This window comes from Janthinobacterium sp. B9-8 (assembly GCF_000969645.2).
GTDB lineage: Bacteria > Pseudomonadota > Gammaproteobacteria > Burkholderiales > Chitinibacteraceae > Iodobacter.
Genome location: NZ_CP014222.1, coordinates 1,213,123 through 1,232,371 on the forward strand (window position 1 = coordinate 1,213,123; position 19,249 = coordinate 1,232,371).

The window sequence follows — 19,249 nt, forward strand, 5'->3', positions numbered from 1 at the left end:
GTTTGTTTGTCTCAAATCGGCGAACAAACCCGCTAACCCAACCTACAGGAACATCACTCCGGTGGATTTTACCTCGTGAGATTCCTTACAATCTAGCTCAAACGATAGCGGTTTACTTCGTTTTGCATGGTGTTTGCCAGTTTACGTAATTGCTTGGCCGAATCGGCTTCGTGTTTGGCGGCGGCGTGGGCTTCTTCGGCCATGCTGGCGGTGCGTTCTACTTGCAAGGCCATGGCGTGGCTGGCCGCGCTTTGCTCGTTAATGGCCAGAGAAATATCGCTGACTTGCGCCACCACATGATGCGATGCGCTGCGAATTTCCCGCATGGATTTTCCTGCGTCGCCCACCATGGCCACGCCTTGATCGACTCGGCCCACTACATCCAGCATGCGTTCTGCCGCGCGGTTTGCGCCCTGATGGATGCGCTCTACCGAGCCTACAATCTGCTGGGTAGAGCGGGCCGTGCGTTCGGCAAGCTTACGTACTTCATCGGCTACCACGGCAAAACCACGGCCTTCTTCACCGGCGCGGGCGGCTTCGATGGCGGCATTGAGCGCCAGCAAGCTGGTTTGATCGGCGATTTCTTTAATGATTTGCACCATGTTCTGGATTTCTTTATTGCTGTCTTGCAGCTCGCCAAGCTCTCTGGACGCTTCGTCTACTTGGGCGGCAATGCCGTAAATCTGCTCCACCGTATTATCAATCACAGTAATGCCCAGCTCGGCCTGCATGTGTGCCGCTTGGCTGATCTTACGGGTATCCTGGCTGCGCTCGGCGATCAGGCTAATGCTGCTGCTGACTTCTTCTACTGTGGCCGCCATGGCCGAGGCCGTTTCACTGGCGATTTCGGCATTAATCGATTGTTGTTCGGCCATTTGGGCCAGCCCTGTTGCTGCTTGATGAACATCGCTGCTGTTTTTTTGAATTTGCTGAAGAGAGCCTTGAATATGCGCCAGCACCTGATTAATGGTTTGCACCATCTGGCCAATTTCGTCCTTGCTGGTGTGCGGAATGCGTAAGGAAAGATCCAGTTTGTCAGCAATGCTTTGCATGGTATTGACGGTATCTTGTAAAGGCTTACGTATTTGTTTGTAGATATAGCTGCCAAGGCTGAGTAGCAGCAGGCAGCTCAGTAGCACAATGCTTAAGAAAACCAGCTTGGCTTGCTGTTGATCGGTATTAAATTGCTCGCGGGCCTGATTAATGGTGCGCGTGTTGTCATCGGCTAATTTTTTTAGCGCGGTATTGACTTGCATGCCCACTACAGTGCCGTACTGCTGCACATAAGTTTGGGCTTCTTCTTCATTGTTTTCTCTGGAAAGTTTGAGCACTTCAGTGAAAACAGGATCGTATGCGGCTAGTGCGGCGGATAGCTCGCTGCTGCTTATCCATTTGCTGGTATTGAGCTTTTGTACGGCGTCGTTAATTTCTTGTGATAGTGCTTGAATACGCGGCTCGTACTTCTTTTTGCCTTCTGCATCGTGGGCCATGATGTGCTGATAAAGCTGCACGCGGCGCTCTTTAAAAGAGAGGCTGATTTGATTGAGGGTATGAATAGCAGGGATATTTTGTTCAGTGATTGTTTGCAGAGATTCATTTGCACTATTTAATTGCTGCCAAGCAATGCTGGCAATAAGTAATGAAGATGTAAGTGAAAGTGCAATCAGGAAAATAAGTCGTTTAGAAATCGTCATGATAGGGTTTTTATGGTTTTAGTGCCAAACAAGGGGTGGATCATAGCGTTTTATTTATAAATATGTCATATGTTTAATAATGACAATTGTTATCATCTTGATTTTGATCGCTATTTAAGTTTGTAATAACAGTAAACTAGTAAGTATTTTGATTTATGTGGTGGGTGTTCAATTTCCGGAAAATGCTTGGAATTTATGGTGGGATTGTTTTGTTGTGTAAATTAATTGAAAGAATATCAATCATTAGCTTTTGTTAGTATTTATTCTTGTGTTTTTAATGGCGGTGTTTGCCAGATTGAAGCCGCAGCATAGCCGCGTAAAAATGCCCTTGGCTATATAAGCACAAGTGCCGGGCAGGTGAAGATTCGATTGATTCAATTCCGCTATTCCCGAGCTGTCGGGAGCTTGATATTGGCGCTTAATCGCTAGCAAAAACATGCGGGGGTGGCGACAGGAAGGGGCTTTTTTTGTAGCAGCAGTTTTAGCCGCGAAAGCCTCTGCTATTAAAAGTATTCGCGGCTAAAGCGCATCACTTCAATGGATAGGATGAAGCGGATGCGCTGCAAGGGCCTAAGCCTTAGACAATTTTGGCCGAGTAAAAGCATTTGGCACACATGGCTTGGTATCTGGAATTGCCGCCAATCAAGATTTGCTCGCCCGAGCCTTCACGGCAGCCTTGCGCATTAACGCGTGGATTCATAGTGGCTTTCTTGCCGCACTGACAAATGGTTTTCATTTCTTCCAAATCATCGGCCAGCGCTAATAAATAGGTGGAGCCTGGAAATGGCTCGCCTGAGAAATCAGTGCGAAGACCATAGCAAATCACCGGAAAATTGCTTTGGTGGGCCAGAATATGCAGCTGTTTGACTTGTTCCGGGCTAAGAAACTGCGCTTCATCAATTAAAATACAGGCGACTTTTCTGCTGGCAAATAGCTGGTTAAAATCGGTATCCGCATTAAAAATCTCTGCTTGCCGGGTCATGCCAAGGCGGGAAGCCACGGTACCTACGCTATGCCTGTCGTCAATCGCTGCGGTAAACAGGGCAATTTGCATATCGCGTTCTTCGTAATTATGGGCAACTTGCAGCATGGCCGTAGATTTACCCGCATTCATTGCGGAATAGCGAAAATAGAGTTTGGCCATGGTAGCTCCCGACGAAAAGTGCCGCATTCTACGCTGCAATAAGCGTGTTTGCGAGCGGCAGTGTTTAGCGCACGGTTTGCATTGTCTGTTGCGCGGGCAATCACATCATTGATATGCGCCGTAAACTAGCTTGCAGCAAACGCAGCTCTTACGTCGGCAAAGGGGTAATCCGCCAGTTTGCCAAAATAGGCCATTTTACTGGCGCGATATTTGGTGAGTAGTGGCAAGGTGATGCCGCACAGAAAACAGCTGAGCAAATGGGCGCTGAGTGGCTTGCCTGCCTTGATAAGCAGATCGGCACACATGGCTTCTAAGTCTAAATCATCAACCGGCACAAGTGCTGGTGGGGCGGGTAGCGTGGCTGGCTTGCCGTGGCATACGCTGCAATGACCACAGGCGGCAGGGGCGGCTTCGTCACCAAAGTAAACGGCTAAGGTATGGCTCAGGCATTGCGTGCTTTCAAAGAGCGCCAGCATTTGGGCGAGGCGGCCAATTTCTTTTTGCTCTTTGGCATTAAATTGCTGGTAAAAGCTGAGCGATAATTCATCCGGATTAATCGGCGTTAATACTTGATAAACGTCGGTCATTTGCTTGGTTTCCAGGCGCAAATAGCCGCTCTCATCCAGATACTCTAAGGCTGCAACGGCACGCTGGCGTTGAGCGGGGAATTCGCCGAGGAAAGAATCAAAATCAAAGCTATACCATGTGCGGGCGAGCTTGGAATGCTTGAGTAAAGATGTAATAAAGTCGCGGCGCTCTTCTTTAAAATTCCCCAAAAGATCGGCTTCGCTCATTTGTAATACAAAACGGTATTCGCTGTAATAGCTATATAGGGGCTGGATTTTTCCCTGCATATTTAAATAAACCAACAGCGTTTTTAATGGCAATTGGCGAATATTGCTTTGCGAGGATAAATCGTACAGCGTCATTTCCCACTGGCCGTTTTCTGTGTTGCTCACAATATTTTGCAATACTTTGGCAATCGATGCCTGCTCTGGCGTATCGCCATACACAAAGTTTTGCAGTAGATTCAGGCCATCCTGGCTGCCCAGTAAAGTACAGAGCGATTTTTCACCATCACGCCCGGCGCGGCCAATTTCCTGGCTGTAGTTTTCTACCGATTTAGGTAAGTCGTAGTGAATCACCTGACGGATATCGCTTTTATCGATGCCCATGCCAAAGGCAATCGTCGCTACAATCACTTGTGACTCGCCTCGCATAAAATCGTCTTGAATCTGCTGGCGGACCACATTATCCAGCCCCGCATGGTAGGCGGTGGCGTGAATGCCCTTGCTCTGTAACATGGTCGCGACCACTTCGGCGGTATTTTGCTGGGTAACATACACCACACAGGGCGCATTGGGTGTTTTGCCAAGCACATGAATCAGCGTGGCGTCTTTATGGGTGCTTTCTGTGGGGCGAATATGCAGATGCAAATTAGAGCGATAAAAGCCGGTAACGGTAATGTGCTCGTCCTGAATAGCAAATTTGGCCGCCATATCTTTAATCACCGCCGGGGTGGCCGTTGCAGTCAGCAACAGCGCCTGCGGGATGTTTAATTCGCGTTTGTAATCAGGTAGCTTCAGATAATCGGGGCGGAAGTTATGGCCCCATTCAGAAATACAGTGCGCCTCGTCGATCACCAAAAGCGAGACGGGGATTTGCGCAATAAAGCGCCGGAATCGCTCATTTTTTAAACGCTCTACCGACACCATCAAAATCTTAAGCTTGCCTTCCTGCGCATCTTTCATAACCTGCTGGGTTTCTTCGCGGCTTTGGCTGGAATCAATGGCGGCCGAGGCGATGTCCTTACTTTGCAGAAAAGCCAGCTGATCGCGGATTAAAGCCAAAAGCGGGGAAATAACCAGAGTGAGATGGGGCATTTGTAAGGCAGCAAGCTGATAACAGAGCGATTTTCCTGATCCAGTCGGAAAAATCGCCATCGCCGAATGCCCGTCCACTAGTGCTTCAACGACTTCACGCTGACCATTACGAAACTGGCTAAAGCCAAAATAGTGTTGAAGTTGTTCAGAAAGCGGTACGGCGTTAAGCATAAGACTTTGATTCCAGAGTGCAAGATAACAAGCTAAAACGATAAGCGTAATGGGAGCGAATATTAACAGAGTTGTAAGATTTTTGCCGAGTTATTGATGGCTTGTTGGGCCTATTCAATGGCGATGGCAGGATTGGATTTAAGAGGCTCCCGTGCTAGCCATCTGTATTGATCGCTGCCGAGTATAAAAATCGCCATTCCTGCTTGATTTCTGGGGAGTTTAAACAGTAGCTCACCTGTCGCAGAGATGACTGCACTTTCGCCAAGATAACAAGCGTCTGGCGTATTGAGCGAGTTAGGCCAGTTACATTGAATAAGATGGGCTGCTGATTGCTTTGCAAGCTGCTGAGCCATAGGCAGGTAATCTATTTCAAAAGGATCTGGCGGATTGCTGGGGGCGTGTCCAATGAGACTAGGCCAAAAAATAATATCGCAAATGCCTGGAGTGAGTTGCGTGCTGATGGACTCTAAATCCTCTACTTCACGGCAAAGCACTGATGTGCAGCGAGTTTGGTGTAAATGAGCAATAGTGCGGCTTGATCCCGCAGCAAAAAAGCTAGCTTCGCTAGCTGTAAGGCCGATTTTGCTGATCACAGCAGCGATTTCACCAAACTCGTTAATATGAATATGGCTGTTAAATGGCGGCTTATCCTGAGTAAAAGTCGGGGTGCCAACCACGCAAGCAATTGATTTTTCATTACAAAGGTTGCGTATCTGGCGTAAGGCGTGCTCGACACGAAGCGGCTCTGCTTCTGTTTTAATCAAGCGGTGAAAACCCGTGATCGCCAGTTCCGGAAAAACACATATGTGCGCCCCTGCCTCTGCCGCTTGGGCTAAATTTTCCAGAATAGCAATTGTGTTTTCTTCGCAGCGCCAATGCATTTTGGATTGAACGATGGCAATGCGGGGAGAACGATGGGCTCTATTCATATTCATTTTTTGCATATTAAGGGGCTAAGAAGGTTGCTTGCAGGGAGGGTAAAGCCTCATGTGCGCTAACTAAAATACAACTGGGCTGCACCCTCCCTGAATATTGGCGTAATTAAACTAGCGAAGTGCGCTGTTCCGCACGCTTAATCATGCCTCTGAGCAAAAGCGCCTGCACAATGGTCGCGGCATTTGAGCTGGCCCAATAAACACCGATCGCGGCGGGTAAGGAGAGGAGGGCGATGATGGAAATAATCACCGGAATCATCAGCATTAGCATGCTGCTAGTGTCGCTCGTTGCGCCAGGCATGAGGATCAAGCCGAGGAACATCAGAGCACCCACTAAAATGTTCAGTACAAAATTGGGCTTGGTTAAGCTGGCAATCCATAGAAACTTTGAGGTAATACTCATGCGGCTTAAAGCATGGAAAAACCCTATGCCAAACACAGTACGTGAAGTCAGGTTGACCAGCATGGCCTTACTAAAAAAAGAAATGCCATGCTCGCGATACAGCGCCATAGTTTGCTTTATGAGTTCGCGTGGGTTGCTCTTGTGTCGCTCGCTGAGCTTGGCCTGCATGGGCTTTAGCTTAGCTATTGCTAATTTGTTTTTATGCATTTGATGCGCTGAGGCGAGCGATAGCGGCATCATGGCGGCGCGAACGCAGAGCGTGAGCAGTATAATGGCGAGCGCTTCAGATAGGCCCAGATGGGATGTCAGCATGCTGATACTTACTGTAAATACATTTGTCCATAAGGCCCACAGCTCCATTGCATATCTCCATCGTGTTTGAGCCCTGCAAGCAGTGGCTGGTTTTAACTGCGGCTAAATAAGGCGAGTTTGATGCCGAAAGAAATAAAAATCGCGCCGATCGCTCTATTCATCCAGCTAGAAAAAGCGCTGCTGATTTGAATGCGCTGGCTGATTCTTGCCGATGAGATGGCTAAAAAATGACACCATAGCATGCCATTGGCATTGAATATGCAGCCAAGTAAGATAAATGCAAGAGCTTTGGAAGGAGAATCGTTGGAAATAAATTGCGGTACAAAGGCGAGAAAAAAGAGGGCTACTTTGGGATTAAGTAAATTACAGAAGAAGCCTTGCAGAAAAACCGCCCGGTAAGCGAGTGTTTGCACTGGCTGGCTAATGGCAGGTGCTGATGCCCGGCTCAATAAAAGCGTGCAGCCCATATAAAGTAAATAAGCTGCGCCTATATATTTCACAAGCGTAAATGCCATTGCCGAAGTGGCTAAGAGGGTTGACAAGCCCAAAGCCGCGGCAAAAACATGCACCAAAGTGCCGCTGCCTATCCCCAGCGCTGCGGCCGAGCCAGATCGCCAGCCTTGCGCAGCACTACGGGAAACAATCAACAAAGAATCCGGCCCCGGCGCCATATTGAGTAGCAGACCAGAAATAACAAACAAGCCTAAATCATGAATGCCAAACATATGCGCGCCTTAATTTATAAAATTAAGGCGCGCATTTTAGCATTTTGCTTGCGTTAATGTTGCGTTTGACGACAGTTTTGCCTGTGTTTCAATCGTTACTTTTTTTCCTCAATTCTAAAACTTCCTCCATCGCGATCGCTAATCGCCTCTTTCTCGCCCCTGCCACCACCACATAATTTGCACCGCTGGCTTTTAAATCTGCTTCGTAAAGATCAAATAAATAGTCTCTGTCGTTGGGGTTTTCGCGCAGGGGGTCGGGCTCCCATGGGAGGTCCGGGCGGGTGAGCAGGTGGAGGGCGTAGTCTTGGGGGTGGTAGAGGGCAGTGAGTGCGTCGGGGCAGTGGCCGTAGCGCACTTGTGCCCATATTTTGCACACGAGTGCGGTGGTGTCACAGATCAGTAGCGGGGCATTGTGGGCCGCCTCGGCTGCAAGCTGGCCTTGGGCGATGGCGATGATGTCGCTTAGCTGGTAATCATTTGTGCCTTTTTGGGCGAAGTACTCACGCACGTATTCGGCCACCCACGGTGCATTGAGCGCCGCGGACAGATCTTGCGCCAAGGTGGATTTGCCGCAGGATTCCGGGCCGACGATGGCGATTTTCATACCTTGGGCATCTCTTTTGCGATCTCTTTGCGCCAGCTTATCCAGCCGGAGATGGCCAGTGCGGTCAGGATGATGTAGAGCACGGCAGTCAGGTGCAGACCTTTATAGGCGTAAACGCCGGAGGCAATCAGATCGAGGGCAATCCAGTAGGGCCAGTTTTCGATTTTTTTGCGCGCTTGCATCCATTGGGCGATCAGGCCAAATACAAAAATGCCTGAATCAAGCAAGGGCAGATCGGTGGGTAAAAACTGTACTTGAAAACGGGTAACAAGCAGGGTGAGCAGCAGGCCGCCGCCATTAATCAGTAACCATTCGCGGCGGCTGAGTTTGCTGATTGGCAGTGAGTGATCCGTGGCGCTACGCTTCCACATCCACCAGCCATAAATAGCAAGTGCGGCGTAGACAAATTGCAGCAGGCTTTCACCAAACAGCTTTGCATCAAAAAATAGCCATACATACAGTAAGCTAGCGATCAGTTGCAGCGGCCAGGTGAGCACATGGCTACGTGTTGCAAGCCAGATTCCCAGTAAGGAAGCGATAAAACCAATGATTTCTAATATAGACACAGACAATAGGCTCCTGATTTAAGCGCGCTAAGGCTATATTGCTAAGAAGAAAAAGGAAAGCGTCGTTATGAAAGAATTTGGAGGTGGCCGGTTTAAAGTCGTCAAGGAACTAGGGCAGGGTGCGCAGGGCTTGGTATTTCTTGCGAATGATACGCAGTTGGATCGGTTGGTGGCGATTAAGGTGTTGCACAGTCATTCGGCAGAGTGCGCACATGAGGCCAAAGTGGTTAGCCAACTGCAGCACCCCAATATCGTGGCGCTTCATGATACATTGGTCAGCAATGGCCATCCTTGTTTGATCTTTGAATATGTAAAAGGCCAGACACTGGCGCAATACCTAGATACCAAAGGCGCGATGCAGCCTGTGCGCGCGGTAGAAATCATTTGCGGCGTGCTTGAGGGGCTGGCCTATGCGCACAGCCAAGGGCTGATTCACCGCGATATCAAGCCGCACAATGTGATGCTCGACGAGCAAGATCGTCCCCGGCTGATGGATTTTGGGATTGCCGCTAAACGGGGCAGCAAAGAGCCGGGCGAGATGATTGGCACTGCGGGCTATATGGCGCCCGAAATGATGCAAAATCTGCCGGTGGATGCCGAAGCAGATGTCTTTGCGGTGGGTATGACGCTGTATCAGATGCTAACCGGCCGGCCCGCTGCCGAGGGTGAATCGGTTTATACCCTTTTGCACCGTGTAGCCAACGAGCCTTTTGTGCCGCCTTCCAGCTTAAAAGAATGTGTGGACGAGAAGCTCGATCATTTGGTGATGGTGGCGCTCTTCAAAAATCCGCAAGAGCGCTATAACGATGCGCATTCTATGCTGCTGGCGCTACGTGACTGGCTGGGCGGCCAGCACGCTCAGGAAGGCGGCGAGGGCAGCGGCAATAGCACGCTGGATTTCTTGCTGAGGCGAATGCGGCATACGGCGGATTTCCCTGCCTTATCGCAAGCCGTAACCGCCATTAATAAAATCAGCGAGGGCGATGCCGAGCGCTTGCAAGTGTTATCCGAAGTGATTTTGCAAGATTTCTCGCTGACCAATAAATTATTGCGGATTGTAAACTCCGCCAGTTATGGTCATTTTGGCGGCACGATCAGTACGATTTCCAGAGCGATTGTGATTTTGGGTTTTGATGCGATTCGCAATTTGGCGATTACCCTGCTGCTATTTGAGCATATGCATAATAAGGCGCAGGCCTCGGCATTGAGGGATGCCGTATTGAGCGCGTTTTTTGGTGGCATTTTATCGCGGGAGTTGGGCAAAAAAAGCGGCGCGCGTGATGTGGAGGAAGGCTTGATCTGCGGCATGTTTACCGCGCTGGGTAAATTACTCACGGTGTATTATTTTCATGAAGAAAATATTGAAATTAATAAACGGCTGCAAGCAGGAAGCAATGAAGATGTCGCTTCGGTGCAAGTGCTGGGCTTAAGCTTTAGAGAATTAGGCATAGGCGTGGCGCAAAGCTGGAATTTTCCTGAGCGTATTATTGCCAGCATGCGTCATTTGCCGGAAGGCGCAATTAAGCCGCCGCAAAATCAAACTGAGCGTTTGCGCTTATTTGCTAATATGGGGGCCGATTTAGTGCCCCTTGCGCAAATGCCCAAACCCGATGCTGGGCGGGTATTGATCGAGATGGAGAAAAAACTGAAGCCCGCCTATGCCTGGAGCGCGCGTGAATTGGGTGATTTATTAAAAGAAGCGGCACAAATGTATTTAAGCTATCTGGGTATTTTGGGTGTGGATACGCGGCAGAGTGATTTTGCCAATCAATTGCGTGTATTAACCGGTGTATTAGGCGAAAAAGCCAATGCACCGCAAGTAGCCGATACCATAGACAGAGCCCAATTGCACACCCGGCAGTTTGATCTGGAATCAGAAGTCGTGCCGCCCGACGAGGCTTTGGTGCCTGCCGCAGAATCACTTGCGGCAGGGGTGCAGGATATTACTAATACGCTGGTGACTTCTTTTAAATTGAATGATTTACTTAGAATTATTTTAGAAACCATGTATCGCAGTATGGGTTTTGAGCATGTGTTAATTGCTACGCGTGATCCAAAGAAAAATCAAATTGTAGGGCGCTTTGGCTTTGGTGCAGATATTGGCGAAATTATTCCGCGCTTTCAAATTAGCTTGGATAAAGCAGTGGATGTATTTCAGGTGGCAATGGAAAGAAACGCTGATATTTTTATCGAAGATATCAATGTGGAATCGATTAAATCCCGAGTTCCCAACTGGTATCGAAGCGCACTGACATCACAAACCTTTATTATTTTTCCACTGGTTTTAGAAAAACGCACCATCGGCCTGCTTTATGCCGATAAAACCAAGGCTGGAGATTTAAAAATAGCAGGTAAAGAATTAAACCTGCTTAAAACGCTGAGGAATCAAGCGCTGTTGGCGATCAGGCAAAAACAGATGGGGCTGTAGGGCTGCTGAGTGGGCACAAATGCGTGCCCACCCTACATTTCTAAGCCACTAACTTGCCCGTAAACCGATCCCGATTCGCCCAATAGGCACACTTCGGGCATTTCTCGCCAATAGGATAATCGCTGCCTTCTTCGTGCGGACAGCCTAAAATGCGCTCGGGTGAAATCACTGAAAACGTGCTGTGCTTAGCAATAAACGCCAAGACTTCAGCAATAACAGGCCCATTTTTACGAATATCACCGACCTCATCCAGCCAGCGTTCCAGCGCAGTCACTTCGCCGTTTTCTTCCTGAATGATCCCTACAGATACTTTGCTCGCCAGCTGATCGTTCGGCCCATAAAAAGTAACGGTTGCGATTGGATAGCCTTGAAAGCCGCGTTTGGCTTTTTTCTTTAGCTTGTCCTGATACCACGTGGCTTTGAGCGACATATTTAACTCCCAGTTTTGAGCTGCGCAGTTTACTCAGCTTGGGGTGAGGCGTCACCTTTCAGGCCGTGAGCACCTCGCCTCGTGAGCTGACAGGGCGAATCTCGGTGGCCTGAGACCAGACCACTTGCCAGATATCATCGCGCATCTCGTAAAAATCGGTATGCCAATACTGAGCGGGCGGCACGGTATAGCCACCAAAGATCACAGAAAGGCTTGAGCGATAGCGGATGATGGCGGCAGAGCCAAATACGCGCACCTCAATTGTGGCAGGCTCCCAACTTAAATACTTAATATGCCCTGCAGCAATTGCCCCTAAATACTGGGCTTTGCTCAATGTATCGCCAATCGGGGTGATAAGCTGAAAGTCTGGCGCGTGTAGAGCGCTGGCGGTTTCGATATGGCCCTGAACCAGTGCAGATAATCGGGCATGTTCTGTTTCGCGGATGAGGTTGGCAACGCTATGTGTCATGAAAAGGCTCCAAGGGTCTTTAGCTTTGGGGCTATAGCTTAGATCTGTAAATGTTGCGCTGATGCTATTGTAATAAAAATGATTGCTTTGCGCAGTACAGACCTATGCTCACCTTGCGACATCTATGTATTCCTTCGCCCTTAGCCCGTGAGTGGGTGTAAGCTTTGTGCTTGGCTTGGGGGTGTTTATGCAAAATTTTAGTTTCTACGCGCCGACGCGCATTCATTTCGGGCAGGGGCAGGTAGCGCAATTGGCGGCAGAGATTCCTGCGGCTAGTCGTGTGCTCCTAGTTTATGGTGGCGGTAGTATTAAGCAAAATGGCGTTTATCAGCAGGTGATGGCCGCTCTATCACAGCATGAAGTTTGTGAATTTGCAGGTATTGAGGCTAATCCCGAGTATGAAACGCTGCTGCTTGCCGTTGCACAGGCCAAAACCGCCAAGGTGGATTGGGTGCTGGCCGTGGGCGGTGGATCTGTGATTGATGGGGCTAAATTTATTGCCGCTGCAGCGCTGCTCGATGAGAAGATTGATCCTTGGCTGATTGTGGGTAATCGCACGCCTATCAAGCGCGCCTTGCCGATTGCTGTGGTGCTGACCTTACCCGCAACAGGGGCGGAGAGTAATTTTGCATCGGTGATTTCCCGCCGCGCTACCCAAGACAAAATGTCGTTTAAAAACGCCATGGTATTCCCACGCTGTGCCGTGCTCGATCCTCTGCTGACACAAAGTTTGCCAGCGCGGCAGATTAGCAATGGCGTGGTTGATGCGTTTATTCATACCACCGAGCAATATCTCACCTATCCCGCCGAAGCGCGCTTACAAGACCGATTGGCCGAGGGGATTTTATCGACCTTGATTGAGGTCGGGCCGACTACGCTGGCAAGCCCAAACGATATCGACGCTCGGGCTAACTATATGTGGTGCGCCAATCAGGCGCTGTTTGGCTTGGTGGGGGCTGGGCAACCGCAGGATTGGGTCAGCCACGCCATCGGCCATGAGCTGACCACGCTTTATAATCTGGATCATGCGCAGACACTGGCCGTGGTGCTGCCAAGCTTACTGCGCTATTGCTTTGACGATAAATTGCTCAAGCTTGCTCAATATGGTCGGCGTGTGTGGGGCTTGTCAGGCAGCGATAGCGAAGTGGCCCATGCGGCCATCGATGCAACGGTGGATTTTTTTGAGCGAATGGGCTTGCCAACGTATCTGGCTGCTTATGGCTTAAATGCCGATGAAGTGGCGCTGGCCGTTGGCGATTTATTACCCAAGCACAAGGCTTTTCCACTTGGGGAGCGCGGCAAGCTGACATTGGCGGATTGTATGGCGATTGTGCGGATGGCGGGGTAGAGAGTGGGATGCGACGCGGAGCTAAATCTTTAAGCACAGAGGGCGCAGAGTTCCACATTTATTTTGGGCTTGCTTCAGCCGGAATTGCAACGGGTATCGAAGCGGGATCGGCTTCAGGCTGTTGATTGCTTGCGGCACTGACTCCCGTGCTTTTTTCAAATAGGCCAGTAAAGTGAGCTAAACCTTGGTAACCCATAATCATCATGCCAATCAGCAGAATGGTGCCAAAGTTGACGGCCAGATTGCCGCCCACATCCCGTACCCAGCCCCAGAAGCCTTTTTTACCATTTAATTCTGAAGCCACAGCATCTAGCTTGCTTTCTAGCACCTGTTTTGCGTTATTTACTTCTCTGCTGGTATCCAGCGCGGCTCTTTTGACTTCCTCAACCGTGACCGATTGGCGGAGTAAGGTTTCAGCCTGTTGTAATTTAGTCGCGAGGGCAATTTCAAGGAACTGATCGGCAAGCGCTTCTGCCCTGTCGGTAAAGCCTTGCAGCGTTTCAGGAAGCAGGGTGTAGGTATGAAAGCTGCGCAGCTCGTCCTCGCTCGGTTCACGGTTTAAATCCGTGTTGATTTTTTCAAGAAACGCGATTTTTTGTTGTTTGTAGAGCACATAAGCCAAAGCCCCGACAACATCATCGGGGCCTTGTACGAGTTCTTTGTATACCCAACTGTACTGGTCTTGGCTCACTTCGATCCTTCAAGGCGCTGATGGGCTTGCCGAAACGCGGAGTTGATCTCACTGCGGGAAAATGAAGTCTCTCGTATTATTTTTCGGCTAGTCGCAGACAGTCCCTCATCTGCTGCTTTGCCGCCTGAGGCCATCATTCTTTGGTTGATCTGCCGAACGTCTGCACGATTAAAGAATTTCATCGTTATTTCCTCCTTGGGCAATTGACGAATTAAATCAGAAATAAATTCATTGAACAATAGTTCAGATTATATGCCCTTGCCGCGGTGCTTGATCGCAATTTTATTTGCTTTAGGGGCAATCTAGTTACTTGCTTTATCGCATAGCTCCCCTATTTCCCCTGATTATAAAGCGGCTTTAGTTTTAAGCTCAGTGAAAAATATCGCCCCCTTGGATCCCTAAGCATTTCACAGAAAAAACGATAGATTTGATGGTTTTCTCTACGCCTTCTGTGCTCTCGTTTTACTCTGTGCTTCAAGGTTTAGCGCTCTGGCAAACTTCTGGAAAAGCGTTATAAGCTTGTCTTTTGCATATTACTTCGCCAAATAACGCTTTCTGGTAGCAACGGCTGTATCGCTAAAGTCAGAGAATACGCCATCTACCCCCAATGCGAAGTAGGTAAGGTATTCTGCCTCCGGGCTGCCTTTAAAATCAGCGGCAAGCAATTTGGCTTCGTTGCGGAAAGTAAACGGATGCACCAGTAGGCCTGCTTTGTGTGCATCTTGCACCACACTGGATGGGGGCAGGAGGGTAGCGTCGCGCTGGTCGATTTCTTTATCACCGTTAACGTCGATCTTTTTGCCATCCGCATCAGTTTTAAACTTCCAGCTGATCAAATAAGGCTTCCACGGGCCGATGCCATCCGCAAATTGCTTGATTTCTTTGAGGCCTGCTGGGCTTAGCATATCGGCAAAGCCGCGCGGGTCGTCGTTTACTACAAAATCGTAAGGTTTGCCCGAATCAATGCTGCCATCGGCACGCACATCGTTGCCATCAATTAAAAACACCAGTTTTACAGGTGTGAGCTTACGCAGTGTTTTAAGGTTGCTGGTTTCAAAAGACTGAATAAAAACAGGGGCATTTTTGCGGTTTAAATTGTATTTCTTAAGCGCGGCAATCAGTTTTTCTTCCAGTGGCAGGCCCAGTTGCTGATGCAGGGTGGGATGCTTGGTTTCCGGGTAAACCCCGATCTCACGGCCTGTTTCTTTTGATTTTGCTGCGCGTAAGGCCAGCACTTCATCAAAAGTCACAATTTCAAACTGCCCGTTATAGGCGGCAGAGCGATCAGCGCGGGGCTGAATGGCTTTGAGTGTTTTGATTTCGGCTAGGGTAAAGTCAAACGCAAACCAGCCTTCTTCTTCTACGCCATCAATTTTAAATTTACGTTTGCGTTCAGCAAATTCGGGGTGAGATGCAATATCGCTGGTGTCTTTAATATTGGGCTCGTGGCGCACGATCAGCACGCCATCTTTAGTGGAGACCAAATCAGGTTCAATATAATCAGCGCCCATTTCAATCGCTTTGCTGTACCCGGCCAGCGTATGGTCGGGTAAATATCCTGCAGCGCCACGATGCCCAAGTACCAAGGGTGGTTGACCCGTTAAAGTAGGCGCTGCCAACGCTTGCCCCGCGCCCATTGCCGCGATGATTGCCGCTAATACTGACCATTTTTTCATAACACGCCTCATTAAAAAAATAATAAATCAACAAAAAACAACGCAAAGCAACAGTGTTATGTTTTTTATAAAAGGATGCTATTGCTTTAAACCACAATGCGGATGGCGTGTTTGTGCGACGTGAGCCGTGCTCATAGATTTTGATGCGTTTAAAAGAAGCCCTTTCGTATTTATGACAATTGCGACTTATCACTCAGATGATCAGGATCAAGAAAGCTTTAAGTCAATGGCCCTACATTGATTGCTTCTGATTTGATTCGCCAAGCATGGCGTAGGCGTTGAGGTATGCGGGTATTTAAAGCGGATGTGGTGATTGTAGGGGCGGGCGGTGCGGGTTTGCGAGCGGCGATTGCCGCGGCCGAGGCCGACCCGACTCAAACGGTGGCGCTGTTATCCAAGGTTTATCCAATGCGCAGCCACACGGTGGCGGCAGAGGGTGGCTCAGCGGGGGTGGTGCAGGCGCACGATAGCCTAGAGCATCATTTTAATGACACGGTCTCTGGCGGCGATTGGCTGTGCGAGCAGGATGTAGTCGACTATTTTGTTGGCGAATGCACACGTGAAATGGTGCAGCTAGAGCATTGGGGTTGCCCGTGGAGCCGTAAGGAAGACGGCCATATCAATGTGCGCCCCTTTGGCGGCATGAAAATCGAGCGCACATGGTTTGCTGCAGATAAAACTGGCTTTCATATGCTGCACACGCTATTCCAAACCTCGATGAAATACCCTTCAATTACGCGTTTTGATGAGTATTTTCTGGTCGATTTAATCGTGGCCGATGGCCGCGTGCAGGGCATCTTGGCGATTGAAATTGCCAGCGGCGAATTTATTCTGATCGAAGCGGGCGCGGTGGTGATGGCCACCGGTGGTGCTGGGCGGGTGTTCCGCGAAAACACCAATGGCGGGATTGTCACAGGCGACGGCATGGCGGTTGCTTATCGCCATGGTGTGCCGCTGCGCGATATGGAGTTCGTGCAATACCATCCCACCTGTATGCCCGGTACGGGTCTGTTGTTTACCGAGGCTTGTCGTGGCGAAGGCGGCTTACTGGTGAATAAAGATGGCTATCGCTATCTGCAAGATTATGGCCTAGGCCCTGCCGAAGATAAGCCGCGCAATAAGGCGATGGAACTTGGCCCGCGCGACAGACTATCGCAAGCGTTCTGGCATGAAATGCAAAAAAATCGCACGATCGAGGGCCGCTATGGCGCGGTAGTGCATTTAGATTTACGTCACTTGGGCGCAAAAACACTGCACGAACGTCTGCCACAAATTTGCGAGCTGGCCCGCGAATTTATGGATATCGATCCGGTAACCCAGCCGATTCCTGTACGCCCTGCGGTGCATTACACCATGGGTGGCATTCCTGTTGATATCCACTGTGCGGCATCACTACCTGGGCTATTTGCCGCAGGTGAATGCTCCAGCGTGGGGATTCATGGCGCGAATCGTCTGGGTTCAAATTCACTTGCCGAACTTTCAGTGTTTGGCAAAGTAGCGGGCGAATCGGCCACGCGCTATGCCAAAAATGCCGCGCCTAAAAATAGCGATGCATTATTGAAATTGGCCGAAGCCGCGACCTTGCCTGCATTGCAAATCCGTCAGCAGGCGGGCAGCGAGCGTGCGGCCGATATCCGCCGCGAAATGGCGCAAACCATGGAAGACGGCTGCGGTATTTATCGCTTAGAAGCCAGCATGCAAGCCACTTGCCACAAATTAGCCGAGCTAAAACAGCGTTATCAAAATATCCGTGTTGAAGATAAATCCACCGTGTGGAATAGCGAATGGCTACTGGCCATCGAGCTGGGTTATCAGCTGGATGTGGCCGAGGCCATGGCGCACTCTGCGCTGCACCGGCGAGAATCACGCGGCGCGCATCAGCGCCTCGATGGCTTTGAAGAGCGCGACGATGTGAATTTCCTTAAACACTCCCTGGCGCATTACCAGGGCAGCGCAGCACCAACGCTCACTTACGGCGATGTAAAAATCACCCGCTCAGCACCCAAAGTGCGTGCCTATGGCGCGGCAGGGGAAGCCGCCGAAAAGATGGAGAAAAACGCATGAATACCAAAGTAACTGTATCCATCCTTCGCTACCGCCCCGAGCAAGACGAGCATCCGGTCTGGCAGGATTATGCTGTGCCCTTTAGCGATGATTTATCCGTGCTGGGCGCGCTGAACTATATCAAGGACGAGCTGGATGGCACATTAAGCTTTCGCTGGTCTTGCAGGCAAGCCATTTGCGGCAGCTGCGGCATGATGGTGGATGGTAAGCCCGCCTTGGCGTGTAAAACCTTTCTGAGGGATTACCCAAAGGGCGTAAAAATCGAAGCGCTGGCGCATTTTCCGATCGAGCGTGATTTGGTGGTGGTGATGGACAGCTTTATCGAAAAGCTGGAAAGCGTGAAGCCCTACCTCATCCCGAAAGAAGCCAAATCTTTGCAGGAAGGAGAATACTTACAAACACCTGCCGAAATGGATGTGTACTCGCAATTTGCAGGCTGTATTAACTGCATGCTGTGCTACGCCGCCTGCCCACAGGTGGGCTTAAACCCCGACTTTATCGGCCCCGGCGCAATTGCACTTTTACAGCGCTACAACCTTGATTCCAGAGATGGCGGGGCGGACGAGCGCAAGGCTTTGATTAACTCGCAAGTCGGCGTATTTAACTGCACCGCCGTGGGTTATTGCTCTGAAGTTTGCCCAAAAATGGTCGACCCGGCCAATGCGGTGAATATCAATAAGATGGCGAGCGCGCGCGACTTTTTCTTTCGCTTCTTACCCTCCCCAGATCAAAAAGGCGGCTGCAAATGAATGCCAGGAAACCCTATATCCGCCCTATGGCTGGCTGGTGGCGGCACAATCCTTTTTTCCTTGAATATATGGTGCACGAAGGCACGGCCTTTTTTGTGCTGGCTTACGCGCTGGAGTTGCTCGCCGGGCTGATTTGCCTTACTCAGGGTGAAGCAGCATGGAATAGCTACCGAGCCTTCGTTGCCAGCGGGCCAATACTGATCATCAATCTGGCGATCTTTGCCGCAATGCTTTACCACGGCTACACATGGTTCAAAATCATGCCGCGCACCTTGCCGCCTATGATAATTGGCGGACAAAAAGTCGCCGCAGCGACCATTACCACGGTAGGTATTGCTGCAGCGGTGGGTGCGAGTGCACTGGTGTTTATCGCGCTGTGGTTTATTGCGAGGGGATTGTGATGAAAACGAGTTTAAAGCGTTCTAACGAGCCGATCTTTTGGTTGCTCTTTGGAGCAGGTGGCATGTTGTCTGCACTGATCGGGGCCATGCTGGTCTTGATCACCAGCTTCGCCGCGCCCTTAGGCCTGCTGCCTGCCGAGCTATTTTCTTACGCCAATATGCAGGGTTTTGCTCAGCATATCGTCGGCAAGGCTTTGATCTTGGCGATCATCGCGCTGTTTATGTGGCACGCGGTGCATCGTATTTTTCATAGCCTGCACGATGTTGGCATTCACGCTGGCCCTGTGGCGCGGCTGCTTTGCTATGGCATTGCCATGGTTGGCTCGCTAGCCACGCTTTGGGGGGTATTAGTCATCGGTTTTTGATGGCATTGGCCTTGTTACAGATGTGCTCTTCTGCTGGAGCTTGAAATGCAGCCTTTTTCCCTATGATTTACGGGGTAAATAGTGCCATGTGTGAGCTATGCTTCCTGTAAAGTATATTTTTATCTGGCGTTAAATCTGGGGTTTATTTTATCAATAAGGTGAGGTATTTATTTTCAAGGTAAGTCATAGAT

Annotated in this window: 18 protein-coding genes; 6 read left to right on the forward strand and 12 right to left on the reverse strand. The window is 49.9% G+C overall.

Annotation, left to right across the window (positions count from 1 at the left end):
- Positions 1-92: 92 nt before the first annotated feature.
- The 8 genes from VN23_RS05375 to pnuC all read right to left on the reverse strand — a co-directional run bounded on the left by VN23_RS05375 (position 93) and on the right by pnuC (position 8,437).
- Entirely contained in the window at positions 93-1,694 is a 1,602-nt protein-coding gene (locus tag VN23_RS05375) for a methyl-accepting chemotaxis protein (RefSeq protein WP_046350006.1), read from the reverse strand.
- Between the two features lie 577 nt (positions 1,695-2,271).
- On the reverse strand, positions 2,272-2,838 hold the full coding sequence (locus VN23_RS05380) for a thymidine kinase (RefSeq protein ID WP_046350007.1): 567 nt from the start codon (positions 2,836-2,838) through the stop codon (positions 2,272-2,274).
- 125 nt (positions 2,839-2,963) lie between these two features.
- The gene (locus VN23_RS05385) at positions 2,964-4,892 is read right to left on the reverse strand and encodes a RecQ family ATP-dependent DNA helicase (protein WP_046350008.1); all 1,929 of its coding nucleotides are present in this window, start codon (positions 4,890-4,892) and stop codon (positions 2,964-2,966) included.
- Between the two features lie 110 nt (positions 4,893-5,002).
- The gene (locus VN23_RS05390; protein WP_197433029.1) at positions 5,003-5,821 is read right to left on the reverse strand and encodes a carbon-nitrogen hydrolase family protein; all 819 of its coding nucleotides are present in this window, start codon (positions 5,819-5,821) and stop codon (positions 5,003-5,005) included.
- Between the two features lie 112 nt (positions 5,822-5,933).
- Complete coding sequence (locus VN23_RS05395; protein WP_046350010.1) at positions 5,934-6,590, reverse strand: YidC/Oxa1 family membrane protein insertase; 657 nt, start codon at positions 6,588-6,590, stop codon at positions 5,934-5,936.
- Between the two features lie 44 nt (positions 6,591-6,634).
- Positions 6,635-7,267: a LysE family translocator gene (locus VN23_RS05400; protein WP_046350011.1), complete on the reverse strand. Its 633-nt coding sequence runs from the start codon at positions 7,265-7,267 to the stop codon at positions 6,635-6,637.
- A gap of 88 nt (positions 7,268-7,355) precedes the next feature.
- Positions 7,356-7,871, reverse strand: a complete 516-nt coding sequence (locus tag VN23_RS05405) for an AAA family ATPase (protein WP_046350012.1) — start codon at positions 7,869-7,871, stop codon at positions 7,356-7,358.
- On the reverse strand, positions 7,868-8,437 hold the full coding sequence (gene pnuC / locus VN23_RS05410) for a nicotinamide riboside transporter PnuC (RefSeq protein WP_046350013.1): 570 nt from the start codon (positions 8,435-8,437) through the stop codon (positions 7,868-7,870). The genes VN23_RS05405 and pnuC overlap by 4 nt, the downstream gene beginning before the upstream one ends.
- A 67-nt stretch (positions 8,438-8,504) precedes the next feature.
- On the opposite strand from pnuC, the gene VN23_RS05415 reads away from it, so the two are divergent.
- Positions 8,505-10,865: a serine/threonine protein kinase gene (locus VN23_RS05415; protein WP_046350014.1), complete on the forward strand. Its 2,361-nt coding sequence runs from the start codon at positions 8,505-8,507 to the stop codon at positions 10,863-10,865.
- A gap of 40 nt (positions 10,866-10,905) precedes the next feature.
- On the opposite strand, the gene VN23_RS05420 is transcribed toward VN23_RS05415, so the two are convergent.
- Together VN23_RS05420 and VN23_RS05425 are read right to left on the reverse strand one after the other, a co-directional pair.
- The gene (locus VN23_RS05420) at positions 10,906-11,295 is read right to left on the reverse strand and encodes a hypothetical protein (RefSeq protein WP_046350015.1); all 390 of its coding nucleotides are present in this window, start codon (positions 11,293-11,295) and stop codon (positions 10,906-10,908) included.
- A gap of 58 nt (positions 11,296-11,353) precedes the next feature.
- The gene (locus VN23_RS05425; protein ID WP_046350016.1) at positions 11,354-11,764 is read right to left on the reverse strand and encodes a nuclear transport factor 2 family protein; all 411 of its coding nucleotides are present in this window, start codon (positions 11,762-11,764) and stop codon (positions 11,354-11,356) included.
- 187 nt (positions 11,765-11,951) lie between these two features.
- Here VN23_RS05425 and VN23_RS05430 point away from each other — a divergent pair, with 187 nt between their 5' ends.
- Entirely contained in the window at positions 11,952-13,112 is a 1,161-nt protein-coding gene (locus VN23_RS05430; protein WP_046350017.1) for an iron-containing alcohol dehydrogenase, read from the forward strand.
- Between the two features lie 58 nt (positions 13,113-13,170).
- Here VN23_RS05430 and VN23_RS05435 read toward each other — a convergent pair whose 3' ends face one another.
- Positions 13,171-13,803, reverse strand: coding sequence for a hypothetical protein (locus VN23_RS05435; protein ID WP_046350018.1), 633 nt, complete (start codon positions 13,801-13,803; stop codon positions 13,171-13,173).
- Between the two features lie 533 nt (positions 13,804-14,336).
- Entirely contained in the window at positions 14,337-15,479 is a 1,143-nt protein-coding gene (locus tag VN23_RS05445) for a glycerophosphodiester phosphodiesterase (protein ID WP_052746366.1), read from the reverse strand.
- Between the two features lie 285 nt (positions 15,480-15,764).
- Here VN23_RS05445 and frdA point away from each other — a divergent pair, with 285 nt between their 5' ends.
- The 4 genes from frdA to frdD are packed head-to-tail and all read left to right on the forward strand — an operon-like array spanning position 15,765 to position 19,058.
- Positions 15,765-17,543 carry a fumarate reductase (quinol) flavoprotein subunit gene (frdA, locus tag VN23_RS05450; protein ID WP_046350020.1) on the forward strand — a complete coding sequence of 593 codons (1,779 nt, stop codon included), beginning with the start codon at positions 15,765-15,767 and terminating at the stop codon, positions 17,541-17,543.
- Positions 17,540-18,292 (forward strand): succinate dehydrogenase/fumarate reductase iron-sulfur subunit, encoded by a 753-nt coding sequence (locus tag VN23_RS05455; protein ID WP_046350021.1) that lies wholly within the window; start codon positions 17,540-17,542, stop codon positions 18,290-18,292. The genes frdA and VN23_RS05455 overlap by 4 nt, the downstream gene beginning before the upstream one ends.
- Positions 18,289-18,693 (forward strand): fumarate reductase, encoded by a 405-nt coding sequence (locus VN23_RS05460; protein WP_046350022.1) that lies wholly within the window; start codon positions 18,289-18,291, stop codon positions 18,691-18,693. Before VN23_RS05455 ends, VN23_RS05460 begins: the two co-directional genes overlap by 4 nt.
- Complete coding sequence (gene frdD / locus VN23_RS05465; protein WP_046350023.1) at positions 18,693-19,058, forward strand: fumarate reductase subunit FrdD; 366 nt, start codon at positions 18,693-18,695, stop codon at positions 19,056-19,058. Before VN23_RS05460 ends, frdD begins: the two co-directional genes overlap by 1 nt.
- Positions 19,059-19,249: the final 191 nt, after the last annotated feature.

What these genes read in the sequence shown, in the direction of transcription:
- VN23_RS05375 (WP_046350006.1), bottom strand. Translation starts at nt 1,694, where the DNA reads ATGACGATTTCTAAACGACTTATTTTCCTGATTGCACTTTCACTTACA.
- VN23_RS05380 (WP_046350007.1), bottom strand. Translation starts at nt 2,838, where the DNA reads ATGGCCAAACTCTATTTTCGCTATTCCGCAATGAATGCGGGTAAATCT.
- VN23_RS05385 (WP_046350008.1), bottom strand. Translation starts at nt 4,892, where the DNA reads ATGCTTAACGCCGTACCGCTTTCTGAACAACTTCAACACTATTTTGGC.
- VN23_RS05390 (WP_197433029.1), bottom strand. Translation starts at nt 5,821, where the DNA reads ATGAATAGAGCCCATCGTTCTCCCCGCATTGCCATCGTTCAATCCAAA.
- VN23_RS05395 (WP_046350010.1), bottom strand. Translation starts at nt 6,590, where the DNA reads ATGGAGCTGTGGGCCTTATGGACAAATGTATTTACAGTAAGTATCAGC.
- VN23_RS05400 (WP_046350011.1), bottom strand. Translation starts at nt 7,267, where the DNA reads ATGTTTGGCATTCATGATTTAGGCTTGTTTGTTATTTCTGGTCTGCTA.
- VN23_RS05405 (WP_046350012.1), bottom strand. Translation starts at nt 7,871, where the DNA reads ATGAAAATCGCCATCGTCGGCCCGGAATCCTGCGGCAAATCCACCTTG.
- VN23_RS05415 (WP_046350014.1), top strand. Translation starts at nt 8,505, where the DNA reads ATGAAAGAATTTGGAGGTGGCCGGTTTAAAGTCGTCAAGGAACTAGGG.
- VN23_RS05420 (WP_046350015.1), bottom strand. Translation starts at nt 11,295, where the DNA reads ATGTCGCTCAAAGCCACGTGGTATCAGGACAAGCTAAAGAAAAAAGCC.
- VN23_RS05425 (WP_046350016.1), bottom strand. Translation starts at nt 11,764, where the DNA reads ATGACACATAGCGTTGCCAACCTCATCCGCGAAACAGAACATGCCCGA.
- VN23_RS05430 (WP_046350017.1), top strand. Translation starts at nt 11,952, where the DNA reads ATGCAAAATTTTAGTTTCTACGCGCCGACGCGCATTCATTTCGGGCAG.
- VN23_RS05445 (WP_052746366.1), bottom strand. Translation starts at nt 15,479, where the DNA reads ATGAAAAAATGGTCAGTATTAGCGGCAATCATCGCGGCAATGGGCGCG.
- frdA (WP_046350020.1), top strand. Translation starts at nt 15,765, where the DNA reads ATGCGGGTATTTAAAGCGGATGTGGTGATTGTAGGGGCGGGCGGTGCG.
- VN23_RS05455 (WP_046350021.1), top strand. Translation starts at nt 17,540, where the DNA reads ATGAATACCAAAGTAACTGTATCCATCCTTCGCTACCGCCCCGAGCAA.
- VN23_RS05460 (WP_046350022.1), top strand. Translation starts at nt 18,289, where the DNA reads ATGAATGCCAGGAAACCCTATATCCGCCCTATGGCTGGCTGGTGGCGG.
- frdD (WP_046350023.1), top strand. Translation starts at nt 18,693, where the DNA reads ATGAAAACGAGTTTAAAGCGTTCTAACGAGCCGATCTTTTGGTTGCTC.